Genomic DNA, 24,714 nt, shown 5'->3' on the forward strand with positions numbered 1-24,714 from the left:
GCGAGCCGCACGCAAACCCACCGTCAGCCCCGGCCCCCGCGCGAGATTTCCTCGCCTGCGCGATGCGGCAGTCGCAAGGTAACCGGTATCGACGCAAACGAGCACAGTCCCACGACCAGAAACGCGGGCCAGAAATCCGACCACATGATGGTTTCATGGCCGTTCAGCAGTCGCGAGATCTGCAGCACGATGCCGCCGACCGTCACGCCGAGGCCAAGCGACATCTGCTGCACGACACTGCCGAGGCTCGTCGCGCGTCCCACATCGCGGCTCGCTATTTCCGCGTAGGTCAACGAATTGAGACTCGTGAACTGCAGCGCGGGGAAGAAACCGCCCAGCAGCACCACCACCCAGATAATCCAGGTCGGCGTGCCAGGAAAAAACAGGCCGCAGGCCGCGATCGAAATGCCCGACAACGCCGCGTTCACCGCCAGCACGGAGCGAAAGCCATAGCGATGCAGCACGCGCGAGGCCACGGTACGCATGAACATGCCGCCGAACGCGGATGCGCAGGTGATCAGCCCGGATTGGAACGCGCTCATGCTGTGTCCTTCCTGAAGCATGAGCGGCAACAGGAACGGTAGCGCGCCAAGGCCGATGCGGAACAGCGACCCGCCGAGCACGCTCGCCTGGAACGTCGGCACCTTGAAGAATCGCAGATCGAGCAACGGCAGCCGCACGCGTTGCGCGTACGCAATGTAGAGCCCGAGCAAAACCGCGCCGACCCCGCACATCGCGAACGCGTCGCGATTGGCAATCAGCTCGCCGCCGACGAGCGACAGCCCGAGCAGAAGCAGCACCGCCCCCGCCGCCGACAGCACAAAGCCGACCCAGTCGAGCGGACCGGGATCCGGCTCACGCGTATTGGCGATGTGCCTGTTGGTCAGATAGATGCCGAGCACGCCGATCGGCACATTGATGAAAAAAATCAGGCGCCAGTGCAGATAAGTCGTGATGAAGCCGCCGAGCAGCGGGCCGGCAGCCGGGCCGAGCATGGCCGGCACGCTCAGATAATTCATCGCGCGGATGAAGTCGGATTTGTGTACGACCCGAAAGATGATGATCCGGCCGACCGGCACCATCATCGCGCCGCCCACGCCTTGCACGAAACGCGCGAGCGTAAAGGTGGCGAGCGAATTCGACGCGGCGCACAGCAGCGAACCCGCCACGAAGATGCCGATTGCCGTGCGAAACACGGTGCGCGCGCCGAAGCGGTCGGCGAGCCAACCGCACACTGGAATGAACACGCCCAGCCCCAGCACGTAGCTCGTCACGGCGATTTTCAGCGTGACCGGATCGCGCCCGAAGTCGCGCGCCATGGCCGGCAAAGCGGTGACTATCACATTCGCGTCGACGCTCTCCATGAACATCGCGCACGCGACAATCAGAGGCGCAATCAGGGCTTTCTGGGCGACGGTCATGAAAGGTCTGCTGCAGGCGGCGGCAGGTAAAGGGGACATTATTGCACCTGTACGGTGCGGTTTGTTAACAAGTTCCCCGCTCATGCCGCCCTTTTTAGACGCAGCAAGAGGACCGCGCTGCGCTCGGCCTGTCATTCGCGCGCCACATTTTTTGTTTTTTGTTGCGCTGCGCAATGAGAAGACTATAATCGGGTTATTCCCTAGGTAGAAACCCTATACAGGACCCCGACCATGAACACTGCAACCAACGCCGCATCCACCCGTAACGCCGTCGCTGCCAAGGGCAATTGGCTCGCCAGGCTGCGCGCACTCGCGCTGCACGCGCTGAATCTGCATCTGCAAAACTGCGCTGTTATTGCTGAAGCGCACCGCCGTCCGCAGTAACAGCGGGGGCGCGGCTCAGGCCGCGCTTACAGGCGCCCCGGGCTGTCGCGCTGGCTGACTCTGCTGGCCGGAAAGCTGGCAAACTCAGATTGCTCGAGAGCAAGGCGGCGCAAAAAAACGGAGCAGAAAAAACTAGCGGCGCATTTCGCGCCGCTAGTGCTTTGTAAGTCTGCCGTAACGTGCGCGGCTCACCGCGCACTGTCGGGCACTCGTGTTTTGCTGCGCACGTCCCGCGCGTGTTCAGTCATCGGCGCGGCGCGTCACCTTCGCAAGCGTTTGACGCATTTTCGCCGCCCGGGCGGACAATGCGCTCATCAGCAGTAGCGTCGACACGAGACCGACCAGATATACGCCCGCCACCATCCAATCCTGTTCCGCCATCATCTTTCTCCCGTCAAGTGCCTCCTTCGTGCGATCAACGTATCGCATTTCGCGAGGCTATTGCTTGCAATTACGGCAACCGCGGCAAAAAGCTTAAGCCGTGGGCGTTGGCATGTTGCCGAACGCCGATCCTACGCATGAGCTAACGCCGAAATCTTCGTTCGCCGTGTGCAATTAACGTTTAAACTTCAGCCCCCTGAGTTTCCAGGTCAGCCGACGCAGCGCCGGGGGAGCGGTGTGAGGGCGACCATGGCCGGCAAGCGGCCCAGGTTAAACCCCGGCGCCAACGCCTGTACTGTCAACCTTTTCACCGGCCTGCCGTTATCCAGTTGTAATCACCGGAAGGCGATCTGGCGGCTGTCGGCCGTCGCCGCGACAGCTGACAGCTCCACGCAAGGCCCGCATTGACCATGTTCCATCGATATAAGAATAAATTCGACCGGCTGCGCGCCGCGATGTTCGTCCGTGCATCGAAGGCGCCTGGCATCAGGGGATTGCTCTCGCCCGTGCTCGCGCTCGCGATCTGCGCGCTACTGCTGGTCGTGCTTCAGCACCTCTCCCAAGCCGTCGACTACCGCTCCGTCATGCACGAGTTGCGCCGCCTGAGCGCCGCAGAATGGATCGCAGCGCTGGCGGCAACCGTGCTTAGTTATCTCGCGCTCGTCGGCCGCGATGCGGTCGGCCTGCGCTACCTGGGCGCGCGCGTGCCGCCCGCGGCGCTGTGGATCGGCGCGACCGCGGGCTCCGCGCTCGGCAATGCGACCGGCTTCGGCGCATTGACGGGCGGCGCCGTGCGCGCCCGCGTCTACGGGGCGGCGCGCATCACGCCCGCGCAGATCGGCCGCATGACGGTCTTCACGAGCGTTTCCCTCGCACTCGCGCTAGTTCTGATGACTGCGCTCGGCATGGTCTGCGTGGCCGGGCTGCTGGCACCCATGCTGCACCTGCCGACGGCAGGCGTGCGCTGGGTGGGGGCCGCGCTGCTCGGCGCGCTGATTCTGCTGACCGCGGCCTGCCGCGTCGAGACGCGCGCGATCCGCACGCGCTGGCAGTGGCTGTCGTTCGACATTCCCGCGCGCCGCGACCTCGTCGAGCAGGTGGGTCTCGCCGTCGTCGACGTGGTCGCCGCCGGCCTCGCGTTGTGGGCGCTGCTGCCGCATGCCGACGTGAACTTTGTCACCTTCATCACCGTTTATGCGGCGGCAATGCTGCTCGGCATGATCGGCCATACGCCCGGCGGCGTCGGCGTGTTCGAAGCGGCCATGGTGTTCACGCTGAACGGCAGCGTCGCGACCCAACAGATGCTCGCAGCGCTGCTCGCCTATCGCGCCATTTACTTCGGCGCGCCGCTCGTCGTCTCCGCCGCATTGCTGGCGGGCTTCGAGGGCCGCGCGCTCAAAGGGCGTCTGCCGTTGCGGCACGCGGCCGGCGCGTCGAAGCTCGCGCCGCTGTTTCTGAGCCTCGTCACCTTCGTGGTGGGCGGCATGCTGGTGATCTCCAGCGCTACGCCCGCCTTCTGGCAGCGCCTTCATATCCTGCGCGACGTGCTGCCGCTGTGGGTGCTCGAAAGCTCGCAGATGCTGTGCAGCGTGCTCGGCGTACTGTTGCTGTTCGTCGCGCGCGGGCTGCTGCGGCGTCTGGATGCGGCCTGGTGGATGACCTTGCTGCTGGCGGTACTGAGCCTCGGCTTGTCGCTTACCAAGGGTCTGGCGTTTGTCGAAGCCGGTGTGTTGTGCACGCTGATCGTGCTGCTGCTCGTCACGCGCCGACGCTTCAATCGCCATTCGTCGCTGTTTGCCGAGCGTTTCACGGCGGGTTGGCTCGTGTCGGTCGCGATGGTTCTGATGCTCGCGACGTGGGTGATGCTGTTCGCGTTCCGTGACGTGCCCTATACACGCGACCTGTGGTGGCAATTCGCCTTCGACGAACGCGCTCCGCGTGCGCTGCGCGCGACGCTGGCCGCGAGCCTCTTTGCAGCCATCTTCTCGTTCTGGCAGTTGCTGCGCCCAGCGCCCGGCCGTTTTGTCAAGCCTGCGCCCGAAGATCTGCAGGACGCGGCGCGCATCGTGCGCGCGCAGGAACGCAGCGACGCCGGTCTCGCGCTGATGGGCGACAAGAGCTTTCTGTTCTCCGAGTCGCGCGAGGCGTTCCTGATGTACGCGAAGTACGGCCGCACGTGGGCCGCGCTGCACGATCCGGTGGGGCCGCGCGAAGAGTGGGCGGGTCTCATCAGCAAGTTCGTCGCGCTCGCGCACGCGCACGGCGGGCGCGCGGCGTTCTACCAGGTGCGGGCAAACGCGTTGCCGTTGTATCTCGACGCCGGCCTCTCGCTGATGAAGCTCGGCGAGGAAGCGCACGTCGTGCTGGAGGAGTTCGACCTGAAGGGCTCGCATCGCGCGCATCTGCGCTACGCGCTCAAGCGCGGTGAGCGCGACGGCTTCACCGTCGAAGTGATCGATCAGGCGGACGTGCCCGCGTCGCTCGAAACGCTGCGCGGTATTTCCGACGGCTGGCTAAACTGCCGCGACGCGCGTGAAAAGAGCTTCTCGGTCGCAGCCTTCACCGACGAATATCTCGCCGCGCAATCGGTCATGCTGGTGCGCCAGAACGGCGAGCCCGTCGCGTTCGTCACCTTCATGACGACGGACCTGAACACCGAGGCGACAGTCGGCGTGATGCGCCACGTGGAAAGTGCGTCGCCGTATGCAATGGAATACCTGTTCACGCAACTGGCGCTGCATCTGAAGCAGGCGGGTTTCCGCTCGCTCAGTCTCGGCATTGCGCCGCTCTCGGGCATGCAGCCGACGCCGCTTGCGTCGCGCTGGCACCGGGTGGCGGGCATCGTGTGGCGCTTCGGCGGCCGCTTCTATAACTTCCGCGGACTGCGCGCTTTCAAGAGCAAGTTCCAGCCGCATTGGGAGCCGCGCTACCTCGCGGCGTCGGGTTCGGTGGGTGTGGTGTTCACGCTCGCGGACCTGTCATTGCTGGCGGGAGGCCGGCGTTCATGATTCTGCATTCGTTCTTCCGGCTCGCCGTAGTGGCGGGTCTCGTCTCCTGCAGCACGCTCGCAGCAGCCGCGGCGACCACCGCCGCAAGTTCTCCCGCTAACGCCGCCACGACCATTCCCGGCGGCCGCTACGGCAACGTCACCGTGACGCGGCCGAGCGGTCCGCTGCGCGGCTTCGTCGTGCTTTTCTCGCAGTCGAGCGGCTGGAGCGCGGCCGATCAGCAAAGCGCCGATGCGCTCGCCAAGGCCGGCGCGTTGACCGTCGGCGTGGATACCGCGCGCTATGCGGCGAATCTGGCGGCCAACGTCGGGGCCGAGCCCGCGCAGAAAAACGAGACCTGTCATCAACTCGTGGGCGATGCTGAGGCGTTGAGTCACCAGTTGGAGCGGCAGTCGCAGTCGAGCCATTATTTCGCGCCGATCGTCGCGGGCACCGGCCAGGGCGCGACGCTCGCGTTGCAGGTGCTCGAACAGGCGCCTTCGAACACGATTGCAGGCGCTGTGATGGTGGATGCCGAGCGCACGCTCGATGCGCGTTTCAAGCCTTGCCCGCCTGATCCGACCATCATTCGCGACAAGATTCCGGGCTTCGTCGAAAAGGCGTCGACGGGCAACGCCGACCGCGCGCGGCTTGTCGCGTTGGTCACACCGCATCTGCAAACCGTCGCGACTCATGACGAAGATGTCTCCGATTTGCCGCTGATCGAATTGCCCGCCGCGCATCCGAACGGTTTGATGGCGATCGTCATTTCCGGCGACGGCGGCTGGCGCGATCTCGACAAGACCATCGCGCAGGCGCTGCAGAAAGACGGCGTGTCGGTGATCGGTTGGGACAGCCTGCGCTACTTCTGGAGTGAAAAGCCGCCCGCGCAGACGAGCCGCGATCTCGCCCGGGTGATGCAGACCTACGGCGCACGCTGGCACGCGGAGCATATCGCGCTGATTGGCTATTCGTTCGGCGCCGACGTCATGCCGTTCGCGTATAACCGCTTGCCGGAAGCGTTGCGCGCCAAGGTGTCGCTGATCTCGCTGCTTGGCTTCGCGCCGGAAGCCGATTTCCAGATTCGCGTCGGGGGCTGGCTCGGTATGCCGGCAAGCGACAAGGCGCTGAAGGTGCGTCCCGAACTCGCGCGCGTGCCGCCGGGCATCGTGCAATGCATCTACGGGCAGGAGGAGGAAGGCTCCTTGTGCCCGGCGCTGACGAAAACCGGTATCGAGGTGATCAGGACTTCAGGCGACCATCACTTCGGCGGCGACTACAACGCGCTCGAACGGCGCATTCTCAGCGCGTTCAAGAAGCAAAGCGGCGTACGCGACTGATCAATACTCTGCCGCGCGCCGGCTGGCTGGCGCGTGGCCTCGTCACGTAGAAACGGGCGAGGCGTCGCCGATCTATCACGCAACGCCTGCGCCGCGGTGCGCGGGCGCTGCATCGCTGCAAAAGCGGGCCGTGCGGGCCGCAATGCAGCGCAAGCCGATGCATGTGACGCGCTTCGCTTCTGACGGGCGCACCTTCGTTCGCCCTCCAACATGCTTCACAACCACCCGCTCGGCCGATCGCGCTTTGCGAGCGCTATCGCACATATGGCGGCGCTGCCGGCTTTTATGATCCTTTCAAATCGTACAGCCTGGTCGATCGGCCATCGTGCGGTCAACCGACGCTGCCAGGCGCCGTTGCGTCCATTCTGGTTGTGACGTTCTACTGCGATAACGCAGCATGCCATCGCGCAGCGGCACTGTGCGCAGGCGTGCTTTCGACATGACGGGCAATGGTCATCGCGCGGCGGGCGGCCGTGCGCGGCATGTCCGTGCATGCGCCACGCGAGGCCGTGAATGCTGGATTCCTTCTTCTTCGACATGGCCGCGCGCGAGCCCGAGCGGAGCGCGTTGTGGGTCGACGAACAGTTGTACCGCTATCGCGAACTCGCTGAGCGTGCCGGGCGCATCGCGGCTGGATTGACCTGCGCGATGCCTGCCGACGGCCCGCGCCGCTGTCTGCTGTTCGCGCATCGCAGCGTGGCCGCATACGCCGGCGTGCTCGGCATCCTGAAGGCGGGGCTCGCGTATGTGCCGCTCAATCCGACGCTGCCCGCGGCGCGCATCGCGGCAACTATCGGGCAATCCGGGGCGCCGGTGCTGCTGGTCGACCGGCGCTGCGCGACGCGCCTCGACGAAGTGCTGCTGTTGATAGACGAGTGCCCGCAGGTGTTTTTTATCGGCGACGAAGAGGAGCCGGGCAGTCTGACTGAAACGCCAGATAGCCGTAAAACGCTGCGCACCGATCATCTGCCGCGGCTGCCGGACGTATCGACGGCTGTGCAACTCCCAGCGGCTTCACGCGCGCCGCAAGATCACGCGTATGTGCTGTTCACGTCCGGCTCGACCGGCGCGCCGAAAGGCGTGCCGATCTCGCATGCAAACGCCTGTGCCTATGTGACGGGGCAACTGCAATTGCTCGGCCGGCTGCCCGACGCGCGCCATGCGCAGTTCTGCGAACTCTCCTTCGATCCTTCCGTGCACGACATGTTCGTGTGCTGGGCAAACGGCGCGTGCCTCTATGTGCCCGCGACCGTCGAGCCGATCTATAACGCCGACTTCATCCGGCAACATGCGATCACGCATTGGAACAGCGTGCCGTCGGTGGCCGTCTTCATGCAGCAGTTGCGCAAGCTCGGACCCGACGCATTTCCAAGCCTGCAAGTCACGTGTTTTGGTGGCGAGGCGCTGCCGCGCGACGTCGTCCACGCGTGGCGGCGCGCCGCGCCGAACTGCCGGATCTTCAACGTGTACGGTCCCACCGAAACGACCATCGGCTGCGCGGCGTTCGAAGTCACGGCAGCGTTTCTCGCTGACTCGAGCTGGTCGACGATGCCGCTCGGCAAGGCCGTTCCCGGCATGGATCTGCTGGTCGTCGATGCGGCACTTGAGCCTGTCGCATGCGGCGAAAGCGGCGAACTGCTGATCGGCGGGCCGCAAGTGGCGGCGGGCTACTTGCGTGCCGACGAAGCGAATAATCACCGCTTTATCGACCGGCGCTACGCGGGCTACCGCTCGTCGCACTGGTATCGAAGCGGCGACGCTGCGCGACAAGTGGCGGGGTACGGCCTGGTTTTTCAGGGCCGTCTGGATACGCAAATCAAGATTCGCGGCAACCGGGTCGAGCTCGAGGAAGTCGAGCAGGTGATCCGGGATTGCAGCAGCGCTGCGTTGTGCGCGGTGATTCCGTGGCCCCTCGATAACACCGGCCGGGCCGATGAGCTGATCGCGTTTCTAACCGGTGTACCGGTCGATGCGGCGCAGGTCGTGCGCGGCTGCCGGCAACGCTTGCCGGCCTACGCGGTGCCGCAGCGGGTGATCGCGCTCGAAACGATGCCGCTCAACGCGAATGGAAAGATCGACAGAAGGGCGCTCGCGGCCCACTACGCCAGCTGCAATGTGCTCACCTGAGAACGAAACAGTCCGCGCGACGGCGACGTTCGAGCGCCGCGCGCGCCACCACACATCCGGGGAAAACGAATGAAACAACATGTGCGCCGCATTCTTCAGGAGACTGCCTGCCTGAACGTGGCCGTCGACACGCTCGGCGACGACGACGACCTGTACGCCGCCGGTTTGTCGTCGCTCGGCACCGTGCGCGTGATGCTGGCCATCGAGGAAAACTTCGCGGTCGAAATTCCCGGCACGCTGATCACGCATGCGATGTTCGCCAGCATTGCCGCGCTCGCCGGCGTGATTGCGCAGATCGTGCCGGAGGAGTCGCTTGCGGCGCGAACCTGAGACGGCGCTCGCGCGACCCATCACGATCATGCCGACGATGACACCCATGACGTTCGACGGCTGTTTCGGATGGCTGCACCGGCCTCGCAGCGTGCAGGCGACGATGGGCGTGGTGCTGTGCAATCCGTTCGGTTATGAGGCGCTGTCTGCGTATCGCGGCTGGCGCGATCTCGCGGATGCGCTGGCTGCGCGCGGCGTGACGGCACTGCGCTTCGACTATCCCGGCACCGGCGATTCGAGCGGCAACGAAGAAGACCCGCTGCGCTGGCGCGCGTGGCTCGACAGCATCAAGTCGGCGGTTGGCGTGCTGCGCGAGCAAAGCGGCGTCTCGCGCATCACGTTGTGCGGCTTGCGTCTTGGCGCGACGCTCGCCGCCATCGCAGCCCAGGAGCTGGGCGGCGTCGACGACCTCATCATGCTGATGCCGCTCGTGTCGGGCAAGGCGTACATTCGCGAGCTGGAACTCCAGCAGCATACGTGGCTCGCTGCACAACGCGCGCTCGGACTGGAGCTGGGGGACGAGCGCGCCGGCACCGTCGGCGCGCACGGGTTCAGGTTGTATCCGGACACGCTCGCGCTGCTCGCAAAGGTGGATCTGACTGCCGCCGATGCAGGTCGGGCCACGCATGGCGAAGCGCGGCTCGCGCGGCGCGTGCTGCTGCACGATATCAACGATAGTGCGCGCTTGCAGAGACTGGCGGCGCACTATCGGGCGCTCGGCATGCCGGTGGAGGTGCAACTGTCCGGCGAATACGGACGGTTCTTGCTCAATCCCAGCTACAGCGAGTCGCCGCGCCGGGCGTTCGACAGCGTGCTCGAGTGGCTCGATGGCGGGGCGTCTGCCCTGTCGATGGGGGCAATGTGTTTCAGTGCGCAAACTGCGTCGGGTGTCCCGCACGCGCCGGAGGCAACGGATGCGTCGAGTGCGCCGAACCCACAGATCGAACAAATTGCACAGATTGCGCAAGTCGACGTCACTCCCGCCGCGCCGTCGGTGAACATTGCTTTCGCCGACGGCCGCGAGAGGCCCGTGGTGTTCGGCGGCTACGTGGGGGTGCTATGCGAGCCGCGGCGCGCACTGCACGGCGCGCCGGCAGTGCTGTTCGTCAACACCGGCGGCGTGCACCGAATCGGCGACAGTCGCTTCACCGTGTTGATGGCGCGGCAGCTCGCCGCGCAAGGCATTGCTTCGCTGCGCATGGACCTGAGCGGTCTTGGCGACAGCGTGCGCCGCGACGCGGCGCTGACGCTCGACACGGTCTATTCGCAGTACTCGATTGACGATGCGTGTGCCGGCGTCGACTGGCTGACGGCCGCCGGCTATCCGAAGATCGTCATGGCCGGTGTGTGCAGCGGCGCGTATGTGAGCCTGCATGCGGCGCTCGCGCGCGCTGCCGTAACCGGTTGTGTATGCATCAATCTGCCGTTTTTCAGCTGGGGCGGCGCGCGCGTTCGGCCGGGCGCGCAGTACGTCGCGTCGAGCGAAGTGTATCGGCGCGCCATGCGCAATCCGCGCAAGTGGCTGCGTTTGTTGACAGGCCAGGCCAATGCCCGCGCGATCGGCCTGGCACTCGCGCGACGTCTGTCCGCACGCGTCGCCGCGCGCGCGGGCGCAGTGCTCGAAGGTTTGCTTGGCGAGCGCACGCCTGGCGGGGCGATTCGCCGACTCGCGTTCGAACTGGAGCGCAAGGGCGTGCAAACCGCGCTGCTGTACGGCACGCTCGATGAGGGCCTCGACGAGCTCGACATTCATTTCGGTCCCGACGGTAACAGGCTGCGCAAGCGCAGCAACATATCGGTCAAGCAGATCGCCAGGGTCGATCACGCGCTGTTTTCAAGCGGCGCGCGTGAAGCGATGATGGCGCAATTCGAACGGTTCTTGCGCGAGCGCATCCTGGGCGCGTACAGCGATTCGGCAACTACAGCTGCATCTGCATCTGCGTCTCGCGGCTTGCGCACCGCGCAGCCAGGCTCGCAGCCGCGACGCCAGCCCGGAGTGCAACGGCCCTGACATGCCGCGGCCCTAAATGCAGCAGGGGCCCTATACGCAGCGGCCCTACACGCAGCGGCCCTACACGCAGCGGCCGCATTGACAAATCCTCGCGAGTCAACGATGATCGGCCACATGAACTGCCTCGACATCCGTATTGCGCTGATTATTAGCATCATTCATCGAATGGTGGGTTAGCGCGCGTCTGATTGCAGTCACACATAACCCGCCCCACGAGGCGGGTTTTTTGTATCCGCTGGCTCCCGCCTCCTGGTCGACTTTCAATGCCATGTCATTGCCGCACAGGAGCTTGCCTTGCCGTTTCGCGAATCTCAACCGCTCGTTGAAGCCGCCCACGACGTCGCGCTTCGTCACGACTACCTGAAAAAAACCCTCACCGCGCGCGTCTACGACGTGGCGCGCGAGACCGAGCTCGAACGCGCGCCGCATCTGTCGGCGCGGCTGCGCAATCCGGTGTATCTGAAGCGCGAGGACAACCAGCCCGTGTTCTCGTTCAAGCTGCGCGGCGCGTACAACAAGATGGCGCACATGCCCGCCGACGCGCTCGCGCGCGGCGTGATTACCGCGTCGGCGGGCAATCATGCGCAGGGCGTGGCGCTCTCGGCGGCACGTATGGGCGTGAAGGCGATCATCGTGGTGCCGGTCACCACGCCGCAGGTGAAGGTCGACGCGGTACGCGCCCACGGCGGCCCGACCGTCGAGGTCGTGCAGTTCGGCGAGTCGTACAGCGACGCTTACGGCCACGCGGTGAAGCTGCAGGAAGAGCGCGGGCTGACCTTCGTGCATCCGTTCGACGACCCGTATGTAATCGCCGGCCAGGGCACCGTGGCCATGGAAATTCTGAGCCAGCATCAGGGCCCGATTCACGCGATCTTCGTGCCGATCGGCGGCGGCGGACTCGCGGCGGGCGTCGCGGCGTATGTGAAAGCGGCGCGCCCCGAGATCAAGGTGATCGGCGTGCAGACCGACGATTCGTGTGCGATGGCCGCATCGCTGAAGGCGGGCGAGCGCGTCACGCTCAACGAGGTGGGCCTCTTCTCCGACGGCACCGCGGTGAAGCTCGTCGGCGAAGAAACCTTCCGGCTGTGCAGCGAATATCTCGACGACGTGCTGCTCGTGAATACCGACGCGCTGTGCGCCGCGATCAAGGACGTCTTCCAGGACACGCGCAGCGTGCTCGAACCGGCGGGGTCGCTGGCGGTCGCCGGCGCAAAGCAGTACGCGGAGCGCGAGGGCATCGAGAACCAGACGCTGATTGCGGTTACGTCCGGCGCGAACATGAACTTCGACCGCATGCGCTTTGTCGCCGAACGCGCGGAAGTGGGCGAAGCGCGCGAAGCCGTGTTCGCGGTGACGATTCCCGAGGAGCGCGGCAGCTTCAAACGCTTTTGCGAGCTGGTCGGCACGCGCAGCGTGACCGAGTTCAACTACCGGATCGCGCAGGCCGAGTCCGCGCACATTTTCGTGGGCGTGCAGATCAGGAACCGCAGCGAGTCCGCGCAGATCGCAGGCGCATTCGAGGCGCACGGTTTTGCGACGGTCGACCTGACGTTCGACGAGCTCTCCAAGCAGCACATCCGCTACATGGTGGGCGGGCGCTCGCCGCTCGCGCACGACGAGCGCCTGTTCCGCTTCGAGTTTCCCGAGCGGCCGGGCGCGCTGATGAAGTTTCTGTCGTCGATGGCGCCGGACTGGAACATCAGTCTGTTCCATTACCGCAACCAGGGCGCGGACTATAGCTCGATTCTTGTCGGCATCCAGGTGCCGCAAACGGACAACGCGGAGTTCGACCGCTTTCTCGCGACGCTCGGTTATCCGCATTGGGAAGAGACGCAGAATCCGGTGTATCGGTTGTTCCTGGGCTAAAGCGTCTATGAGTGTAAGCCCCGTGCGTGCGCTCGGGGTTTACCTTGAGTCGTCACTCCGGCACGCGAGCGGCCCCGCCGAGCGTGGCTCCCGGCAAGTGCCGTCAGCAGGGCGTGTCGTCGCATTGGCCACGGCCAAGCTGGCTTGCGATGCCCCGTCGCTATCTCTAAACGCAATACAGCCTATCCGCGATATCGCGTTGCGCGATAGATGGGCCGATTGTCAAACTTGAGGCAAATCAAACTCGCACTCAGGAGACACATCATGCGCACCCAGGTTGGCATTATCGGTGCAGGGCCGGCGGGCCTGCTGCTTTCCCATCTTCTTCATCTGCGCGGTATCGAGTCGGTCGTGCTCGAAACGCGCACGCGCGAGCAGATCGAATCGACGATACGCGCCGGCGTGCTCGAGCAGGGCACGATGGATCTGCTGACCGAGGCCGGCGTTGGCGAGCGCATGAAGGCCGAAGGTGCGCTGCATCATGGCTTCGAGCTTGCGTTCGAAGGCAAGCGCCGGCGCATCGATCTGACCGGACTCACGGGGCACTCCATCACCGTCTATGCGCAGCACGAGGTCATCAAGGACCTCGTCGCGGCGCGCGTTGCGGCCGGCGGGGCGTTGCGCTTTGGCGTATCGGAAACGTCGCTGCACGGCATCGACACCGACACGCCGTCGATCCGCTATCGCCACGAAGGTGAGGCATGCGAGCTGCAATGCGATTTCGTGATCGGCTGTGACGGCTCGCAGGGCGTTTCGCGCGGAGCTATTCCGCAGGCTTTGCGCCGCGACTACGAACGGGTGTACCCGTTCGGATGGTTCGGTATCCTATGCGAAGGACCGCCTTCGTCGGATGAACTGATCTACGCCCGGCACGAGCGCGGCTTTGCGTTGATCAGCACGCGTTCGGCCAACGTGCAGCGCATGTATTTCCAGTGCGATCCGAAAGATTCCGTCGACAACTGGTCCGACGACCGCATCTGGGCCGAACTGCACGCACGCGTGGACTCGCACGACGGCCAGCACGTGGTGGACGGCAAGATCTTCCAGAAGAACATTGTCGGCATGCGCAGTTTCGTTTCGGCGACTATGCAGCATGGCCGGCTGTTTCTCGCGGGCGACGCCGCGCACATCGTGCCGCCGACAGGCGCAAAAGGCATGAACCTCGCTGTCGCCGATGTGCGTCTGCTCACGAAGGCCTTGAACGCCTTCTACGTCGAAAATCGCACCGACCTGCTCGAGCGTTACAGTGAAACGGCGCTCAAGCGCATCTGGCGTGCGGAGCATTTCTCGTACTGGATGACGAGCATGATGCATCGTGTCGAAGGCGCGTCGCCGTTCGAGCAGCAGCTTCAGGTTGCGGAACTGGAATACGTGACCACGTCGCGTTCGGCGGCGAAGGTAATGGCGGAGAACTACGTCGGCGTGGCCGTGCCGCAGGACTGAGCGAGAACGGGCCGCCTGCCATTGTCGGTGCAACAGCAACACTGAATTCAGGTTTAGCGGATTTATCGTCTACTACGACGCACCTACACTGCCTTCAACGCTGCGAACGAATTCCGCTCGCGGCACAGATAAAAGACAGAACCGGAGGTGGTCAAATGAAATCGCTTATTCGCGCAGTTGCTGTTGCCCTCGTGTTGGGCGCGCCGCTTGTTTCGATGGCTCAGACTTCAGGGCAAACGGCGGACCAGAGTACCGACGCCGTTCGCAGTGCAGCCGCTTCGCAGGACTCCGCGCGAGCCGCGGACAGCGGCTATGGTTCGGGCGGCCACGGGACGTGGCAGGCGGGCCGCGGCGGAGATATTTCGTTCAGTTCGTACTCGCCGCCGGTTTACAACGCACGCTGAGCGTTAACCCAACGCTTTCGATGCGCTAGCTTCGACGCGCGAGCGTTGAGGCGCACACAAGACAGCGCGCGACGCATCATGCGCCGCGCGCTGTGCTATTTCCGGACCGTATCTGCGTGCGGCGCGCGCAGCAAGGTCATCTCGTTGTAGAGGAGTGCGCGCAGGTCGTCGTCGGTGGGGCGCGTGCCCCAATGCCGCGCGCCCGCCACGGACGCTATGGCGATCCACGAATGCGGTGGAAACCATTCGCGAACGAGCGCGCCGTCCTGGCGCAGACACAATTGGCCGGTCAGCTCGCTGTATTCCGCGCAGACGAGAATGCCGTCGATCTGCGCGGTGACTCGTCGTGGCTCAGTGCGTACCACTGTATCGCTCCTGCAAGATGCCGACGCATCGCCGCAACCGGCGCGGCCCGATCGTCAGATCCGTCGGCGGTGCGCTCGAGGCGCCGATCGCGTCACCGTCAATGATAGCCACCATGACCGTGCCATTCGCCGCGGCCGCGCCAGTCTCCGTGCGGACCGCGCGCGTCGTGCCACTCGCGTTCGCGATGACGCTCTTCCCACTCGCGACGCTCCCAATAGCGGTGGCCGTCGTAGTAACGATCGCCGTACCAGCCGGGGCTCACGACCACCACCGGAGGCGGCGGTGCATACACCGGCGGAGGCGGCGGGGCATAGACCGGCTCGGGCGCATAGACGACGCCTGGCACACCGATATTCACGCCGACGTCGACGTGAGCCAGCGCGGCCGACGAAGCGCCGATGCCAAGACCGGCGAGCACAGCAATGGACAGCAAGCGGTTTCGTGACGAGTTCATATTGTTGGTTCCCGCGTTCAGTTGATCTTGTGACGACGGTGAGGCCGCGGCCTCATCAGTAACGGTCGTGGTAACGGTAATGGTCGTGATAGCCGCCTGCCGGCACCACGATGCAGGCGCTCAAGCCCATGCCCAGTGTTGCCGCGAGAATGACCCATGCGAGAATTCGTTTCATGACACTGCTCCTCTTTCCTGATGACCCGAACTCTACTGAGAGGCCGCATTACCGGTGTGTTCGTGTGTAACAGGACGTGTCGAGCGCATTGCGCGGCGTGCTGCCGGAAAGCCCGGGTACTCGAGGCGGTTGGAGAAGGGCGTGGAAGTGCGTGGAAGGGCACCGCACGGCTATGGAGACGGACAAGCCGTTGAGCGCGCTGTGAAAAGCCCGCTTTTGTGCGTCTGTTGCTAAGCGCCGCTGCGCGAAGGCGCCCCGGCGGGCGCCTCACACAAGCGCCGGCCGTGCGGGATGCGTCGCCTATGCTGCACGGATACATTCGGTTGCAGACTGGCGGTTTCCGCCGGTGTCTTGCGACATTCCGGCTCACGCGGCTAACGGTCCGGGCCCAGGTCAGCTTCCGTTAAGATTTGCCGGGTACCATGCCGGCTCGTACTCTGGCGCGATACGCGCTTTCCCACACCACGAGACAGACGGAACGTCCCATGAACATGCAATCGCTGAATACGAATGCCCGCCGTTATGCGACGGGCTATGATGGTGTCGCCAGGCTTCTTCACTGGCTAATCGTCCTGCTGATCGCGGCTCAGTTCGTGATCGGCTGGACCATGCCGGACATTCACAAGGGCACGCTGCCGCAAGGGTTGATCGCCTGGCATCTGGGCGTGGGCGCAGCGCTGATCGCGGCCGTCGTGCTGCGAATCGTCTGGCGCGCAACGCATCGCCCGGCGCCGGCATCGCTGTCGCCGTTGTTTCGAATCGTGTCGCACATCACGCACGGACTGCTGTATCTGGCGCTCGTCGTCGTGCCGGTGCTCGGCTGGGCGAATGCGTCGTCGCGGGGCTGGACGGTGAAGCTCTTCGGCGTGTTGCCTTATCCGTCTATCTCGCCGGTGGGCTCGAGTGTCGGCCACGAAATGGGCGACATCCACGGCTATCTCGCGTGGGTGCTGCTGGCGCTGATCGGGCTGCACGTGGCGGGGGCGCTGTTTCATCGCTTCGTGCTGAAAGACGACGTGTTGCAGCGCATGCTGCCGTGACCGCGTGATAGTCGGGACGACTGCCAGGCCGCTTGGACACGAGGCGCCGGCGCGCCCGCCGCTAACGGTGGCGAGGCTTAGCCAGGTTGCACCGCTGCATGCCGCGGCTCGGCCGCCTCGCGGTAGCCGAGCCGCGTCGAAATCGCATGGCCCGATTCGCGCAGCAGCGCCACGTAGTGCGACTTCGTGTCGGCACCGCAGCGCATGGTCGGAAACGAAATGGACAAGCCGGCGATCACGCGGCCAAAGCGGTCGAACACCGGCACCGCGATGCACTGCAAGCCTTCTTCCTGCTCCTCGTTGTCCTCGCCGTAGCCTTGCTCGCGAACACGCGGCAGGATGCTGAGCACCGCCTCGGCAGAGGAGAGCGTCTTCTGCGTCGACTTGCGGAATTCGACGTGAGACAGCACCTCGCGTGCATCGGCCTGGTCCATCCACGCGAGCAGCACCTTGCCGATCGCCGTGCTGTGAAGCGGATTGCGCCGGCCGATGCGCGACTGCATGCGCAGCCCGTAATCGGCGTCAATCTTGTGAATGTAGATGATTGCGTCTTCGTCGAATGCGCCCAGGTGCACCGCCTCGCGCGTCAACTGGCCGATGCGGCGCATTTCCACGTCGGCTTCGCGCACGAGATCGACGCTTTCCAGCGCCTTCGCGCCGAGCTCGAACAAACGAATGGTCAGACGGTAGCGCTCGGTCTCCACTTCCTGCGTCACGAAGCCGAGCGCCTTGAGCGTCTGCACGACCCGATGCACGGTGGTTTTCGACATGCCGAGCCGTTGCGACAGTTCGCTGATGCCGATCTGCCCGCTGTCGCCGATTGCGCCGAGAATCGCGAACACGCGGCCAATCGACGAAGCCGATTCGGCTTTCTCGCTGCCGCATTCGACGCTGTCCGCGTCGTGGGCAAGGGCCGCGGAGTCGTCCTTGCGCTGCTGTCTGCCGGTTGCTGCCATTTCCGTGATTTCCTGGTGAATCGCTGATCTCTGCCGCTTTTCTGTCGCTTCTCTGTCGCTTCCTCGCGGACGCCGGGAGCATACCGCGTCTTGCGTGTTCTGCCGAGTCAGCGCGCGAGCCATCCGCCGTCTACTGCCAGTGTATGCCCATGCACGTAGTCCGACGCTGACGAGGCGAGAAAAACCACCGGCCCCGCCAGATCGTCCGGCATGCCCCAGCGGCCGGCGGGAATTCGGCTAAGAATTTCGTCGTTGCGCTGCGCGTCTTTGCGCAACGCCGCCGTGTTCGCCGTGGCCATGTAGCCCGGCGCGATGGCGTTCACGTTGATGCGCTCTGCGGCCCATTCGTTAGCCAGCAGGCGCGTGAGGCCGAGCACGCCGCTTTTCGACGCGGTGTAGGAGGCGACGCGAATGCCGCCCTGGAACGAAAGCATCGACGCAATATTGATGATCTTGCCGCCGCTTTGCTGCCGCACGAATTGCTTCGCGGCCGCCTGCGCGAGAAAGAACAGGCTCTTCAGATTCAGGTCGATGACGGCGTCCCAGTCGCTCTCGGTGAATTCCAGTGCGTCTTCGCGGCGGATGATGCCCGCGTTGTTGACGAGCACGTCGACGCGCCCAAAGGCTTCGACCGCCGCACGCACGATGTCGTCCACCGGTGCGATCGACGCAAGGTCGGCGCGCACGTCCGCGAATCTGCGCCCGGCGGCTGCGATGCGCGCGGGCGTTTCCCCGGCCTCGGCACGCGACACCCCAACGATGTCGCAGCCGGCCTCGGCCAGTGCGAGCGCCATCGCGGCGCCAAGGCCTGTATTGCTGCCCGTGACGATGGCGACCTTGCCGCTGAGATCGAACGGATGGGGCGCAGGGCGGTTCAAGGCAGAGGTGTTCACAATGTCGAAGTCCATGTCGTGTGTTTTTTTGCAGGCGCGGCGCCGCTGGCGCCCGTTGGCAGCGCAGCCGCCCATGCCGGCCGTCTGGTCCTTTGCGCAAACCTGCGAACCAACGCTCGATGCTTGCCGTTCAGGCATTCAAGCGATCAAGCGTTCAGCGCAAATCGCGCACCGCGATGTGGTCCATGTCGCTGAACACCTGGTTTTCGCCGACCATGCCCCAGATGAACGTATAAGCCCGCGTGCCGACACCCGAATGAATCGACCAGCTCGGCGAGATCACGGCCTGCTCGTTGTGCACGAGGATGTGCCGCGTCTCATGCGGCTCGCCCATCATGTGAAAGACCGCGGCGTCGTCGGCGACATTGAAATAGAAATACACCTCCATGCGCCGCTCGTGCGTATGGCAGGGCATGGTGTTCCACAGGCTACCGGGTTCGAGCTTGGTCATGCCCATCGACAACTGGCAAGTGGGCAGCACCTCGGGCACGATGAACTTGTAGATCGTGCGGCGGTTGCTCGTGGCAGGATCGCCGAGCGTTTGCGGCGATGCCTCGGCAAGCGAGATCGTGCGGGTCGGGTGCGACTCGTGCGCGGGTGCGCAGTTCAGGTAAAACCTGGCCGGCCGCGCGGCGTCCTCACTGCCGAACGCCACCGCTTGCGCGCCGCGGCCAATGTAGATCGCTTCCTCGTTGCGCACCGCGTAGCGCGTGCCGTCCACGTCGACCCAGCCGTCGCCGCCAATGTTGATCGCGCCCAGTTCGCGCCGTTCCAGCAGGAAGTTGACGCCGATCGACTTGCCGAGCGAGCCGGGCACTTCGACTGCGCGCGTGGCCGGCCACACGCCGCCCACGATGATGCGGTCGATGTGGCTGTAGGTGAGCTGCAGCGCGTCGCGCTCGAACACCTGTTCGACCAGAAACTCCTTGCGCAGTCCGGCGGTGTCGAGCGTCTTCGCGTATTCGCTGTTGATGGCCTGCCTCACTTGCAGGGTAGCTGCCATGGTGTCGTCTCCTGTCGATGGCGCTGGGCCGCTGGTGTGCCGCGGCGAATCTGTGGGCTCGACTGTAGCGCGTTATTCAATTTTTCGGAACAGTGGTCCGGAAAATAATGCGAAGGTTGGCCAATAGCGCTGCGTGCCGGGCTCATGGCCGGGTAAACGATGAGCGGGTAAGACGCAAAATATCGGAACGCCGTTCCTTTCACGATGCTATATTGCGCCGAAAGGGAGCAGCCGGCGCGAGACCGGCGCTGACGCAAGACGGCGTGACGGACAACCGGACGCCCCATCCACGGAGGAGACAATGAAGCTCAAGAAGGCCATCGACCGCATTCCTGGCGGCCTGATGCTCGTGCCGCTGCTGCTTGGCGCCTGCGTTCACACGTTCGCGCCCGGCGCGGGCAAGTATTTCGGCTCGTTCACCAATGGACTGATCAGCGGCACGGTGCCGATTCTCGCAGTCTGGTTCTTCTGCATGGGCGCGACAATCGACCTGCGCGCTACCGGCACCGTGCTGCGCAAGTCCGGCACGCTGCTCGTCACGAAGACACTGGTCGCGTGGATCGCCACCCTGGTCGCGTCGCACTTCATTCCGGTGGACGGCGTCAAGGCGGGGCTGTTCGCCGGGCTATCGGTGCTCGCGATCACCACGTCGATGGACATGACTAACGGCGGGCTGTACGCGGCAGTCATGCAGCAGTACGGCACCAAAGAGGAGGCCGGCGCATTCGTGCTGATGTCGGTCGAGTCCGGGCCGCTCGTCAGCATGATCATTCTGGGCGCGGCGGGCGTGGCGTTCTTCGAGCCGCGGCTTTTTGTCGGCGCGGTGCTGCCGTTTATGGTCGGCTTCGCGCTCGGCAATCTCGATGGCGAGCTGCGCGACTTCTTCGGCCGCTGCGTGCATCCGCTGATTCCGTTTTTCGGCTTTGCGCTCGGCAACGGCATCGACCTGGGGGTGATCGCGAAGAGCGGCATGGCGGGCGTGGTGCTCGGCCTCGCGGTCATTGTCGTGACCGGCATTCCGCTGATTCTCGCCGACCGCTGGATTGCAGGCGGCAATGGGGCGGCGGGTCTTGCCGCTTCGTCGACGGCGGGCGCGGCCGTGGCCAACCCCGCGATCATCGGCGAGATGATTCCGAGCTTCAAGCCGCTCGTGCCGGCCGCCACCGCGATGGTTGCGACCGCCTGTCTCGTGACCGCGATTCTGGTGCCTATGCTGACCGCGCTATGGGTGCGCCGCTTTCAGGCGAGCGGCTCGCTGCGCGAAGCCATGGCGACCCCGGCCGCAGTGCCGCTGAAGGAAAGCGATGCGCACGTGTGAGGTTGCTGCTGAGGGCTACTGAACAATTGCGAACGGGCGACATAAAAAAAAGTCCGCGAGCCGGAACTCGCGGACCTCGACGTGCAACGCGTGCCACGCTCAGGCGCCTGCCTGAGCGCGCCTCTATGCATCAGGACGACATCACCGTCACGGCCTTCGTGACCAGATACGCTTCCATTGCTTCCGGTCCGCCTTCCGAACCATAGCCCGAATCCTTCACACCGCCGAACGGCATTTCGGGCGTCGGCGTGGCGGGCTGGTTGATCCACAGCATGCCGACTTCGAGCTGTTGCGACAGCAGATGCACATTGCTGAACGACTTCGTGAACGCGTAGCCGGCAAGACCGAACGGCAGGCGGTTGGCCTCCGCAATCGCTTCCTCCAGCTTGTCGAAACCGCGGATTGCGGCAATCGGCCCGAACGGCTCGTTGTTGAACACGTCCGCTTCGAGCGACACGTTGGTGAGCACTGTCGGCGCGAAGAAGTTGCCTTCGGAGCCGACGCGCTCGCCGCCCGTCTCGACCTTTGCGCCGGTCTTGCGCGCGTCTTCGAGCACCTTGCTCATGGCCGTCAGACGGCGCGCGTTCGCGAGCGGCCCGAGCGTCGTGCCTTCGGCGAGACCGTCGCCGAGCTTCAGGCTCTCGGCGTGCTTGACGAGCGCCGCGGCGAACTCTTCGCGAATGCTGTTGTGCACGAGAAAGCGCGTGGGCGAAATGCACACCTGGCCCGCGTTGCGGAACTTCGCGCCGCCCGCTGCCTTGACGGCGAGCGCGACGTCCGCGTCGTCAGCGACGATCACGGGCGCGTGGCCGCCCAGTTCCATCGTTGCGCGCTTCATGTGCGCGCCGGCCAGCGCGGCGAGTTGCTTGCCGACCGGCGTGGAGCCGGTGAACGTGACCTTGCGGATCACCGGATGCGGAATCAGGTAGCCCGAAATTTCCGCCGGATCGCCGAACACGAGGCCGACGGTGCCCGCCGGCACGCCCGCTTCGACGAAAGCCTGCAGCAGGCCCGCCGGCGACGCCGGGGTTTCCTCGGGCGCCTTGACGAGGAACGAGCAGCCGCTCGCGAGCGCCGCGCTCAGCTTGCGCACGATCTGATTGACGGGGAAGTTCCACGGCGTGAAGGCGGCGACCGGGCCGATCGGCTCCTTCAGCACGAGCTGCTGCGCCGCCAGATTGCGCGACGGCACCACGCGCCCATACAGGCGGCGGCCTTCGTCGGCGAACCATTCGATGATGTCTGCCGCGGCCAGCACTTCGATCTTCGCTTCGGCAAACGGCTTGCCCTGTTCCTGCGTCATCAGGCGGCCGATGTCGGAGGCGCGTTCGCGCACCAGCGCGGCGGCCTTGCGCATGACCGCGGCGCGCTCGTGCGCCGGCACCTTGCGCCACGCTTCGAAGCCGCGCTGCGCTGCCTCGAGAGCGCGGTCCAGATCGGCGATGCCGGCGTGGGCCACCGTGCCGATCACCTGGCCGGTAGCGGGGTTGAGAACGTCGATGGTCTTGCCGCTCGCGGCATCGCACCACTCGCCGTTGATGAGAAGTCGGGTATCGGTATAGCTCGAAATTGCCATGCTTGTTCCTGTAAATGGGAAAACGACAGCCTGCGCGGCGCCTCGAGACGAGGCAGGGCGCGCGTGGCCGAGAATGGACTGCCGATAAGGAAACATCTTATCTGATTGCGCCCAAACGCACCGGCGGCCGCACCGTCGGCGAAGGCGCGGCACGCATCTTGCGACACCTGTTTTCGGGGCTGCCGCGCCGGCCTGCACGACGAAGACAAGGATTAGCGCATGGCGGGCCGGGCGAAGCGCCGTCGCCTGAAGAGGCGTACAGTCGAGCGGCAGTCCCAGTCAACCCGATGCACATGAGGAATCGACATGCCTACCGGTACAGTGAAGTGGTTTAACGACGCGAAGGGCTTCGGCTTCATCACACCCGACGACGGGGGTGAAGACCTGTTCGCCCATTTCTCGGAAATCCGCGCCGAGGGTTTCAAATCGCTGCAGGAAAATCAGAAAGTGAGCTTCGAAGTGAAGCAGGGGCCGAAAGGAAAACAGGCAGCGGACATCAAGCCCATTTAGCACAGGCCGAGCGGCCGCGGCTTTGTCGCGCCGCGCGGCGCGCAGGCGAGGGGCTCGTATGAACAGGCAATCGGCCTATCAGGAAATCGAAGCCAACGGTGGCGAAGCCTATGCAAGGTACTTTGCCGCCCACCGTCCCGACGCGCCGCTGACGCCGTTCTGTCATCGCTATCTGTTCGAGAAAGAAGAGGCGCGAGCGCGCGAAGAGCGCGGCTTCGCGCTGAAGTCGCTCGCGCAGATGGAGTCTTCGTCGCACGTCGCGCAGGCGGCCGCAAGCGCGTCGCGCGAGGCGGCCGACGCCGCGCATACCTCGGCGAGCGCCGCCCGCCGCTCCGCTTTCTGGACGATGATCGCGGCGATTGCGTCGGCGCTCGGCGTCGCGGTGAATGCCGCGCTGAATCTCGGCTGGCTCGAGTGGGCGCGACATGTCGTGGCGCACTGAGACGCTTGTCGTCTGTCGGGACGCAGAAAGTTGCAGGCGGCTGTGAGCATTGAGCGCAGCTACGACTTTCCGTGCGTTTCAAATGCAACGTCTCCCGGGCAACGACTCGCACGCACCGCACAACATGCAACGCAACGCGAGCGCGCAACATGCAGCGTGCAACACGCAGCGTGCAATCCGAGCGCCCAACATGCAGCGCCGCTGCGCGCAAACGCCGCGCGTGTTCTCGCGCCGCTGCGCCAGGTGCTGCCGCGGCCCGCGCCGCGTTGCAATGCCGTCACGAATGTCTTACCGTGCGCTGCTACAATCTCGTCTTTCTCGATTGGTTGTGCGCTATGGGTTTCGAACAACTCGCTGAACTGAAGAAGCAACTGGCCGCGGCACGTGCGCAGTCTGAGCCCGCCGCCAAGGGCGACGGCAAATCCGGCGCGAGGCCCGAGGCCAGGTCGGAGGCAAGGCGCGACGCCCGAAGCGACGGCAGGCCGGCTGCGAAGTCGTCCCCGCCTCGCAAGGGTGCGGGCACGGGCTCCGGTGGCAAGGCGAGCGCGCGGCCTGCCGGCAAGCCGTCGCAGCCGCGCCGTGGGGCCCCGGCTGCGGCGCCCGCAGCGGACGCACGGCCGGTCGATCCGGTGGTCAAGTCCATTGGGCGTCTGCAAAAGCGCTTTCCGAATGCGTTCCCGAAAAATCCGGCGCCGAAGTTGCCGCTGAAGGTCGGTATTTTCGAAGACCTGGTCGTGCATGCGAAGGAACTGTCGCTGACCGAAGCCGAGTTGCGCGACGCGATCAAGACCTGGTGCCGCGGCGGCCGCTACTGGAAGGCTCTCGCGGAAGGCGCTGTGCGCGTCGACCTGAACGGAGCCGAGGCCGGCAAGGTCACGGCTCAGGAAGCGGCGGGCGCGCAGCGCCTGCTGGCACATCGCGCCGCGAAAAGCGCGAAGGCCGCCGCAGCGGCTGCATCGGCGGATGAGCAGAAGGCAACGCCGGCGGACGCGCAGAACGTGTCGCAAGACGCTGCGCAGCACGCCACGCAAGCTGCTTCGCAAGACTCGTCGGAACACGCGACGCAAGCCGCTTCACGGGCAGATGCGCGGGCAGATGCGCAGGCAGATGCACAGGCCGCTACGCAAACCGCTTCACAACCGCTTGCGCAGCCCGTCGCGCAGTCAGGCGAAGACGGCAAGCCGCAAACGGGAGCCGAGCAGTCGTCGATTGACGACAATGCTGCTGCGCAATCCGCCAACCTCTCCGAGACGGCGCCCGCCACTCCGCAAGCCTGAGTTGGCCTCG

At 65.1% G+C, this 24,714-nt stretch carries 22 protein-coding genes; 14 read left to right on the forward strand and 8 right to left on the reverse strand.

Features of this window, described 5'->3' with window-relative positions; all coding sequences use genetic code 11:
- Positions 1-23 precede the first annotated feature (23 nt).
- The gene (locus JNB89_RS20065) at positions 24-1,421 is read right to left on the reverse strand and encodes an MFS transporter (protein WP_220363368.1); all 1,398 of its coding nucleotides are present in this window, start codon (positions 1,419-1,421) and stop codon (positions 24-26) included.
- Between the two features lie 231 nt (positions 1,422-1,652).
- On the opposite strand from JNB89_RS20065, the gene JNB89_RS20070 reads away from it, so the two are divergent.
- Positions 1,653-1,805: a hypothetical protein gene (locus tag JNB89_RS20070; RefSeq protein ID WP_220363369.1), complete on the forward strand. Its 153-nt coding sequence runs from the start codon at positions 1,653-1,655 to the stop codon at positions 1,803-1,805.
- 240 nt (positions 1,806-2,045) lie between these two features.
- Here JNB89_RS20070 and JNB89_RS20075 read toward each other — a convergent pair whose 3' ends face one another.
- The gene (locus JNB89_RS20075; RefSeq protein ID WP_013339406.1) at positions 2,046-2,186 is read right to left on the reverse strand and encodes a hypothetical protein; all 141 of its coding nucleotides are present in this window, start codon (positions 2,184-2,186) and stop codon (positions 2,046-2,048) included.
- A 410-nt stretch (positions 2,187-2,596) separates the two neighbouring features.
- Here JNB89_RS20075 and mprF point away from each other — a divergent pair, with 410 nt between their 5' ends.
- The 8 genes from mprF to JNB89_RS20115 all read left to right on the forward strand — a co-directional run bounded on the left by mprF (position 2,597) and on the right by JNB89_RS20115 (position 14,694).
- Positions 2,597-5,194, forward strand: a complete 2,598-nt coding sequence (gene mprF / locus JNB89_RS20080) for a bifunctional lysylphosphatidylglycerol flippase/synthetase MprF (RefSeq protein WP_220363370.1) — start codon at positions 2,597-2,599, stop codon at positions 5,192-5,194.
- Positions 5,191-6,513, forward strand: coding sequence for a virulence factor family protein (locus tag JNB89_RS20085; RefSeq protein ID WP_220363371.1), 1,323 nt, complete (start codon positions 5,191-5,193; stop codon positions 6,511-6,513). Before mprF ends, JNB89_RS20085 begins: the two co-directional genes overlap by 4 nt.
- Positions 6,514-7,026: 513 nt before the next feature.
- On the forward strand, positions 7,027-8,640 hold the full coding sequence (locus JNB89_RS20090) for an amino acid adenylation domain-containing protein (RefSeq protein ID WP_220363372.1): 1,614 nt from the start codon (positions 7,027-7,029) through the stop codon (positions 8,638-8,640).
- 69 nt (positions 8,641-8,709) lie between these two features.
- Positions 8,710-8,970, forward strand: coding sequence for an acyl carrier protein (locus tag JNB89_RS20095; protein ID WP_013339402.1), 261 nt, complete (start codon positions 8,710-8,712; stop codon positions 8,968-8,970).
- A gap of 28 nt (positions 8,971-8,998) precedes the next feature.
- Complete coding sequence (locus JNB89_RS20100) at positions 8,999-10,981, forward strand: alpha/beta hydrolase family protein (protein ID WP_220363404.1); 1,983 nt, start codon at positions 8,999-9,001, stop codon at positions 10,979-10,981.
- Between the two features lie 294 nt (positions 10,982-11,275).
- Entirely contained in the window at positions 11,276-12,847 is a 1,572-nt protein-coding gene (ilvA, locus tag JNB89_RS20105; RefSeq protein WP_220363373.1) for a threonine ammonia-lyase, biosynthetic, read from the forward strand.
- 264 nt (positions 12,848-13,111) lie between these two features.
- Entirely contained in the window at positions 13,112-14,290 is a 1,179-nt protein-coding gene (locus JNB89_RS20110) for a 4-hydroxybenzoate 3-monooxygenase (protein ID WP_220363374.1), read from the forward strand.
- Between the two features lie 155 nt (positions 14,291-14,445).
- Positions 14,446-14,694 carry a hypothetical protein gene (locus JNB89_RS20115; RefSeq protein WP_013339398.1) on the forward strand — a complete coding sequence of 83 codons (249 nt, stop codon included), beginning with the start codon at positions 14,446-14,448 and terminating at the stop codon, positions 14,692-14,694.
- Positions 14,695-14,789: 95 nt separating this feature from the next.
- Here the strand turns inward: JNB89_RS20115 and JNB89_RS20120 are convergent, their stop codons facing one another.
- Both JNB89_RS20120 and JNB89_RS20125 read right to left on the reverse strand, forming a co-directional pair.
- Positions 14,790-15,059 (reverse strand): hypothetical protein, encoded by a 270-nt coding sequence (locus JNB89_RS20120; protein ID WP_013339397.1) that lies wholly within the window; start codon positions 15,057-15,059, stop codon positions 14,790-14,792.
- Between the two features lie 98 nt (positions 15,060-15,157).
- Positions 15,158-15,514, reverse strand: coding sequence for a hypothetical protein (locus tag JNB89_RS20125; protein WP_220363375.1), 357 nt, complete (start codon positions 15,512-15,514; stop codon positions 15,158-15,160).
- Between the two features lie 660 nt (positions 15,515-16,174).
- Between JNB89_RS20125 and JNB89_RS20130 the strand changes: the two genes are divergently transcribed.
- Positions 16,175-16,729 (forward strand): cytochrome b, encoded by a 555-nt coding sequence (locus JNB89_RS20130; protein WP_220363376.1) that lies wholly within the window; start codon positions 16,175-16,177, stop codon positions 16,727-16,729.
- A gap of 77 nt (positions 16,730-16,806) precedes the next feature.
- On the opposite strand, the gene kdgR is transcribed toward JNB89_RS20130, so the two are convergent.
- The 3 genes from kdgR to kduI all read right to left on the reverse strand — a co-directional run bounded on the left by kdgR (position 16,807) and on the right by kduI (position 19,569).
- Positions 16,807-17,685 (reverse strand): DNA-binding transcriptional regulator KdgR, encoded by an 879-nt coding sequence (gene kdgR / locus JNB89_RS20135; protein WP_220363377.1) that lies wholly within the window; start codon positions 17,683-17,685, stop codon positions 16,807-16,809.
- Between the two features lie 107 nt (positions 17,686-17,792).
- Entirely contained in the window at positions 17,793-18,593 is an 801-nt protein-coding gene (kduD, locus tag JNB89_RS20140; RefSeq protein ID WP_220363378.1) for a 2-dehydro-3-deoxy-D-gluconate 5-dehydrogenase KduD, read from the reverse strand.
- A gap of 139 nt (positions 18,594-18,732) precedes the next feature.
- Entirely contained in the window at positions 18,733-19,569 is an 837-nt protein-coding gene (kduI, locus tag JNB89_RS20145; protein ID WP_220363405.1) for a 5-dehydro-4-deoxy-D-glucuronate isomerase, read from the reverse strand.
- A 313-nt stretch (positions 19,570-19,882) separates the two neighbouring features.
- Between kduI and kdgT the strand changes: the two genes are divergently transcribed.
- Positions 19,883-20,899, forward strand: a complete 1,017-nt coding sequence (gene kdgT, locus JNB89_RS20150; protein ID WP_220363379.1) for a 2-keto-3-deoxygluconate transporter — start codon at positions 19,883-19,885, stop codon at positions 20,897-20,899.
- 130 nt (positions 20,900-21,029) lie between these two features.
- Here kdgT and JNB89_RS20155 read toward each other — a convergent pair whose 3' ends face one another.
- Positions 21,030-22,475 (reverse strand): NAD-dependent succinate-semialdehyde dehydrogenase, encoded by a 1,446-nt coding sequence (locus JNB89_RS20155; protein ID WP_013339389.1) that lies wholly within the window; start codon positions 22,473-22,475, stop codon positions 21,030-21,032.
- A 306-nt stretch (positions 22,476-22,781) separates the two neighbouring features.
- On the opposite strand from JNB89_RS20155, the gene JNB89_RS20160 reads away from it, so the two are divergent.
- From JNB89_RS20160 to JNB89_RS20170, 3 genes are all read left to right on the forward strand, one after another.
- Positions 22,782-22,985: a cold-shock protein gene (locus JNB89_RS20160; RefSeq protein WP_013339388.1), complete on the forward strand. Its 204-nt coding sequence runs from the start codon at positions 22,782-22,784 to the stop codon at positions 22,983-22,985.
- A gap of 58 nt (positions 22,986-23,043) precedes the next feature.
- Entirely contained in the window at positions 23,044-23,427 is a 384-nt protein-coding gene (locus JNB89_RS20165) for a hypothetical protein (protein WP_220363380.1), read from the forward strand.
- 335 nt (positions 23,428-23,762) lie between these two features.
- On the forward strand, positions 23,763-24,704 hold the full coding sequence (locus tag JNB89_RS20170; protein ID WP_220363381.1) for a ProQ/FinO family protein: 942 nt from the start codon (positions 23,763-23,765) through the stop codon (positions 24,702-24,704).
- Positions 24,705-24,714: the final 10 nt, after the last annotated feature.

The sequence above is a fragment of the Paraburkholderia phenoliruptrix genome (assembly GCF_019511605.1).
GTDB lineage: Bacteria > Pseudomonadota > Gammaproteobacteria > Burkholderiales > Burkholderiaceae > Paraburkholderia > Paraburkholderia phenoliruptrix_A.